5 protein-coding genes are annotated in these 5,868 nt (G+C 58.8%); 2 read left to right on the top strand and 3 right to left on the bottom strand.

The window, feature by feature from the left end; all coding sequences use genetic code 11:
* Nucleotides 1–708: 708 nt before the first annotated feature.
* From HKN37_02275 to HKN37_02285, 3 genes are all read right to left on the bottom strand, one after another.
* The gene (locus tag HKN37_02275) at nt 709–1,527 is read right to left on the bottom strand and encodes a hypothetical protein (protein ID NNE45467.1); all 819 of its coding nucleotides are present in this window, start codon (nt 1,525–1,527) and stop codon (nt 709–711) included.
* Nucleotides 1,528–1,840: 313 nt separating this feature from the next.
* The gene (locus tag HKN37_02280) at nt 1,841–2,548 is read right to left on the bottom strand and encodes a TIGR00730 family Rossman fold protein (protein ID NNE45468.1); all 708 of its coding nucleotides are present in this window, start codon (nt 2,546–2,548) and stop codon (nt 1,841–1,843) included.
* An 89-nt stretch (nt 2,549–2,637) separates the two neighbouring features.
* Nucleotides 2,638–3,321 carry an OmpA family protein gene (locus tag HKN37_02285; protein NNE45469.1) on the bottom strand — a complete coding sequence of 228 codons (684 nt, stop codon included), beginning with the start codon at nt 3,319–3,321 and terminating at the stop codon, nt 2,638–2,640.
* Between the two features lie 256 nt (nt 3,322–3,577).
* On the opposite strand from HKN37_02285, the gene HKN37_02290 reads away from it, so the two are divergent.
* Nucleotides 3,578–4,579: an NTP transferase domain-containing protein gene (locus HKN37_02290; protein NNE45470.1), complete on the top strand. Its 1,002-nt coding sequence runs from the start codon at nt 3,578–3,580 to the stop codon at nt 4,577–4,579.
* Between the two features lie 36 nt (nt 4,580–4,615).
* Nucleotides 4,616–5,868 (top strand): endonuclease MutS2 (locus tag HKN37_02295; protein NNE45471.1); only part of this gene is annotated, 1,253 nt, incomplete at its 3' end.

Consider the following 5,868-nt stretch of genomic DNA (forward strand, 5'->3'; position numbering starts at 1 on the left):
ACCGTCCGCTGTCATACCCGCGAAGGCGGGCATCGATCTGAGACCCATGCACCGCATCGTCGCATGGATCCCGGGTCAACGCCCGGGATGACAGACGTGACCGTTATGCTTGATAGGCTGCTCGTGCGAACGGGGCGGTGACTACCGTCCGCTGTCATACCCGCGAACGCGGGTATCCACCTGAGACCCATGCACCGCATCGTCGCATGGATCCCGGGTGAACGCCGGGGATGACTGGCATGACCGCCATGCTTGATCGGCTGCTCGTGCGAACGGGGCGGTGACTACCGTCCGCTGTCATACCCGCGAAGGCGGGTATCCATCTGAATCCCATGCACCGCATCGTCGCATGGATCCCGGGTCAACGCCCGGGATGACAGACGTGACCGTCAGGCTTGATAGGCTGCTCGTGCGAACGGGGCGGTGACTACCGTCCCTGTCATACCCGCGAAGGCGGGTATCCATCTGAGACCCATGCACCGCATCGTCGCATGGATCCCCGCTTCCCCGCAAACCCTCGCATTCCCTCGCATTCGCAAGGGCCGGGCGTAAGGGCCGGGCACAAGGGCAGAGCGCGGGTGCACACGAGTCAGGGGTACGTATCGGTCGTTACTATCGTTCTGGCTCCAAGGACTCACCCCCTCCAAAACAAAAAAAGCCCGACCGGTAATCCCGGTCGGGCTTTCTTAACTCTTGCCGAACGCAGTTCTACAGGTTCTCGATGTAGTGCTTCGCCGACTGCGCATATGAGCCATACTGCGCGTTCGCAAACTCGGCCTTCGCCGCTGCCGCATCACCGGCATACATTAGCGCCTCACCCTTCAGGAAGTGAATCTTCGCCTTGTCGCTGCGTCCGCCGCGATGGATCTTGAGGGCTTCGTCCGCCATCGAGATGGCCTGGGCATAATCTCCCTTTGCGGAATAGGCCGTCGCCATGTAGAAATACGAATCCGCATCCGGCTCTACGTACTTCTCCATTTCCGCAAGCTGACCAAGCGCACGATCGGCATCGGATGCGGACAGGTTCGCCTTCGCTAGAAGTCCGGAGGCTTCTGCGTGGTAGTGAGAGCGAATCGACTCCTCCGCTTCGCGCGCGACCTTGCGATCCGTCCCGTCTGCGGCAAGCTTGAGCGCCGCCATCGCGTCATCCATGCGGTCCAGCTTCTTTAGTGCGAGTCCCTTGTTGTAGTAGTTCGGCATGTACGCCGGGTTGTGCGAGATCCCTTTGTTGAAGTACGTGAGCGCGGCCTCGTAATTGCCCTTCTTGAAGTCGCGGCTGCCGAAAATCTTGTCGAGTTGGGCAAGGACCTTGAGAGACGAATTCGTGACTTCGTCGTCGCCGGCTGCCTTCGCGAGTTCCGCTGCCTTCTCATACTTCTCGTAGGCAACGGTGTACTGCTTTGCACCTGCTGCTGCGAGTGCCTCGTTATAAACTTCCTTGTGCTCCTGAGCAAGGGCCGCACTGCTTCCCAAAGCGAGAAACAAGAACGTGGCAAGTGCGGATCGAAGCGCTTTTTTCGTAGTCATCGTACCTGGCGATAATGTTGAAATTCTCATTTCCTCGCTGGAGTTTGTTCACATCTTGAAAACAACCGATTGCGGCTGCGCACATCGCGCTGGAAGCCACAATTGTGCCGGACGCACTATTGAGAAACGCTTACGGGGGCTGATCATTGCCCTTCAATCCACCCGCAGCGTCGAAAATGAAGCCGGAGGACGTAAGTAAACGAACTGCACGACCTCAATTTCAACCCATTCATCGGAGAACTTCCGTGAATCTAACGTCGAGGCTCCTCAAATCCCGGTGTTCACTATAGAAGGCAACCGGGAGCCAGAGTGACTAATAGTTCGGACTCAACAGATGCTCCCTGTAGAAGTCGTCTATGATCTTGACTGCTTCCCCTGGATCGTCCACCACATGAAAGAGGTCCAGATCTCCCGGCGAGATGTTTCCTTGTCCCAGAAGCTGCTCCCTGATCCAGTCCACGAGTCCGCCCCAGAATTCGGATCCCATCATGACCACGGGGAAGCGCGTCGATTTTCCCGTCTGTATGAGCGTCAAAGCCTCAAACAACTCGTCCATTGTCCCAAATCCGCCGGGCAGCACTATGAATCCCTGCGCGTATTTCGAAAACATGACCTTGCGGACGAAGAAGAAATCGAAGTTGATCAGCTTGTCGGGATCGATGAATGGATTGGCAATCTGCTCGTGCGGGATCACGATATTCAGTCCGACTGAATCTCCACCAGCCTCCCGGCATCCCTTATTGGCCGCCTCCATGATGCCCGGTCCGCCACCGGTAATCACGCCGTATCCATGCTCGACCAGAACCTTCGCCACGTCGACCGCCAGCTCGTAATACGGCGCTCCCGGTTTCGTCCGCGCCGATCCAAAGATCGAAACTGCCGGACCGAGCTCCGACATGGTCTCGAATCCCTCTACAAATTCCGACATGATGCGGAATATCCGCCAGAGATCCTTTACGCGACCCTGCTGCCACGCGTCGGCCTCCTGATTACTCAGTCCCTTGGCAGGTTTAGACAACATAGCCCTTTCGTTTTATGCAATAAGACGACGCTCGCCGCATGCCTGCGACCACGTACAAAAAGCAACGTAACGTACCGCGATCGACGTGATCAGCCACCCTCAACCTGATCCCGGTACTCTTCGCTTGCATAGATCGCGACTTCGACTCGCCGATTAAGCTCGCGGCCTTCCGGTGTTTCATTGGAAGCAACCGGCTCCGTTTCTCCAAGCCCCTGTGTCATGATACGCGAAGGTGCGACGCCGCTCTTGAGTAACACCGCCATGGCAGCATCTGCACGCCGCTCGGAGAGTTTCTGGTTGTAATCTTCCGGGCCCGTGGCATCCGTGTGACCGATAATGGCAACCTCGGTGTTCGGATAGTTCTGCAGGCTGGTCGCGAGTGAATTCAGGGATTCGTTCGCTTCGGGCTTTACCGTTGCCGAGTCGAAGCCGAAAAGGATCGCGGAGTCGAAGGTGACCTGGATGCCTTCACCCACGCGCTCGACGCGTGCCCCTTCAAGCTCCTCTTCAAGCTCTTTGGCCTGCTTGTCCATCTGGCTTCCAATGACCGCTCCGGCCGTGCCGCCGACGGCAGCACCGACGATCGCGCCCCGTGCCGTGTTACCGGAGCGACTACCGATGATTCCACCGAGAACGGCTCCGGCGCCGGCGCCTATGCCGGCACCTTTCGTCGTCTTGTTCGCTGACGCACAACCGCCGGCCATCAGCGTGGAAACTGCGATGAGGGCGACCATCGCCGCCGACAGGATCTTGTGGGATTGAATCGTTCTCATGAGATATCTAGCAATTTAGCGGGAGGGGATTCAGCTTGGGGACACGACCGCGACGGGCGAACGCCCTCTATGCCGGCCGCAGAGTCCGAATATTACGAACAGATACCACAAGAGCGACCTGTTCGTTTCGAAAACCGCGTAATTGACACATCCGAAAAACACAATCAGCCGCGATTTGGTCACAATGCCTATTTTCTGTCGGTTGATCATGTGTCGAGATCACGACCCATCACGAAAGCACACCCACCGCTAGTTCATGAAACTGATTATTCCCATGGCAGGGCGTGGCACACGCGTCCGGCCGCACTCTCACGTTACTCCCAAACCACTCCTTTCGGTACGTGGCGAGTCGATGGTCGCTCGCATCGTGGACACGTTTGCCCGCGTGCTGCCCGAGCCGATCAGCGAAGGGGTCTTTGTTCTCGGACCGGATTTCAGTGAGTCGATTCGAGAGCAGCTTCGCCAGATCTGTAAAGAGCGCGGAATGAAGGCATCGTTCCCGATTCAGCATGAGGCCCTCGGCACCGGTCACGCGGTCTACGCTGCCACGGAATACCTGTCGGGAAGCGGTGTGATCGTATTTGCAGATACCGTCTTCGACATGGAGCCCCTCTCGGACCTGGGCGACGCCGATGTGATTGCCTGGGTCAAGATTGTGGACGACCCGAGCCGATTCGGCGTTGCAGTCCGCGAAGGCGAACGAATCGTCCGTTTCGTAGAGAAGCCCAGAGAACTCATTTCGAATGAGGCGCTCATCGGGATCTACTATGTCGCCGATCTTGGCGTCTTGAATCGGGTGCTGGCCGCGATGATCAAGGACGGTCGCAAGAGCGGTCGAGGCGAGTACGAGCTCACGGACGCGCTGGATGACATGCTGAAAGAGGAAAAGGTCTTTCGTACCGCATCGGTGACGGAGTGGCTCGATTGCGGGACCATTCCAGCCTTGAAGGAAACGACCTGGCGGATTCTCGCGAAGGAGCAGGACGGACTCCAGGGCGACGTCGAGTCGTGCACCGTTATCGAGCCCGCCTACGTGGCGGCCGGAGCACGGGTCAGCCGATCCGTTATTGGCCCCAACGTCTCTATCGAGGCGGGAGCCGTGGTGGAGGACTCCGTTCTGACCAACACCATCGTATTTGCTAACGGCGTGGTGCAACATTCTCGGCTTGAGGACTCGATTGTCGGCCAGTATGCCGAGGTTCGAAATCAGTCCGTCCGGGCTAATATCGGCGACCACTCAACGCTGGACGGCGTCTGATCGGGTTCGCCGTATCCGGTTCGGGGCCGGCTCGTCATGCTCGTTTATCCTGAATCCGCTCCGGACAAGCTGGGATTCCAGATCGTCATGGACGACGTCGCCTCGCACCTGGCGTCGGACGCTGGACGGCGGTGTTTTGAAGATGAATCACCGGCCGACACCGAAGATGATATCAGGTCCATGCTGGGGTGCGTCGAGGAGATCCAGCAGATGCTGCGATTTGACGACCCCCTCGACTGGACCGAACTCCCGGACATTGGCGCGCTGATCAAGCAGCTGAGACCTGCCGGCAGCCTGGCGGACGGAGAACAACTGCTCGATCTGTCGGCGTTCGTGGCCTCGTCGCAACGAGTTCGATCGTATTTCGCGAATCGGCAACAGAAGTACCCCGCGGCGTCGTCCATGCTGGCTCCGCTAGCGGACTTCGGTGAGGTCGAAGGCCTGATATCGGTGTCGATTGATCGCGATGGCGGGATCAAGGATTCTGCTTCGTCTGAGCTCCAGAGGATTCGGAGGTCGATGGTCTCGCGTGAGCGCGACCTGCGCAAGTCTCTGAACGAAGAGCTTCGCTCCGCAATTGCATCGGGGTTCGCCACGGAAGAACAGCCTACCATTCGGAACGGTCGGATGGTGATCCCCATCCGCGCCGAGGCCAAACGAAAGGTGCGCGGCTTCGTGCAGGATGCCAGCGGGACGGGCCAGACCGTGTATATCGAGCCGGCGAGTTGTCTCGAGCTGAACAACGAACTTCGCGAGCTGCAGGCTGAGGAACGTCGGGAGATCCGGCTCATCCTGATATCGATCGCCGACGCCATTCGCAGTCGCCTCGGTGAGTTCGCGGACGCGGTGGACGTTCTGGCCGCGTTCGACGTGGCGCGCGCGAAGGCACGAACCGCTAACAAGCTCGACGGCGTAGTGCCCCACCTCAACCAGGGTGTGCGCCTGTCGATCGTAGAGGCGCGCAACCCCGCTCTCGTGCTCCGATTCCTGGCCGACTCGGATCTAGCAAGCGCGCGATCGGTCGTGCCGCTCACGATGGATCTTTCGGCGGACAGCCGCACGGTCTTGATCACGGGTCCCAATGCCGGAGGGAAGACGGTTGCACTTGCGACGGTCGGACTCTTCGGGCTGATGATCAGCCACGGGATCCCCATTCCGGCCGACGAAGCCACCGATCTCCCTGTCTATTCCAAGATACTGGTAGATATCGGCGACGAGCAGTCGATCGAGCACGATCTCTCGACCTTCAGCTCCCATCTGCGCAATCTGCGTCGCATGATGGATGAGGC

Source organism: Rhodothermales bacterium (assembly GCA_013002345.1).
Classification (GTDB): domain Bacteria; phylum Bacteroidota; class Rhodothermia; order Rhodothermales; family JABDKH01; genus JABDKH01.

Bases quoted from the DNA above. Each gene is read 5' to 3' on its own strand.
- HKN37_02290 (NNE45470.1), top strand. From the start codon at position 3,578: ATGAAACTGATTATTCCCATGGCAGGGCGTGGCACACGCGTCCGGCCG.
- HKN37_02280 (NNE45468.1), bottom strand. From the start codon at position 2,548: ATGTTGTCTAAACCTGCCAAGGGACTGAGTAATCAGGAGGCCGACGCG.
- HKN37_02285 (NNE45469.1), bottom strand. From the start codon at position 3,321: ATGAGAACGATTCAATCCCACAAGATCCTGTCGGCGGCGATGGTCGCC.
- HKN37_02275 (NNE45467.1), bottom strand. From the start codon at position 1,527: ATGACTACGAAAAAAGCGCTTCGATCCGCACTTGCCACGTTCTTGTTT.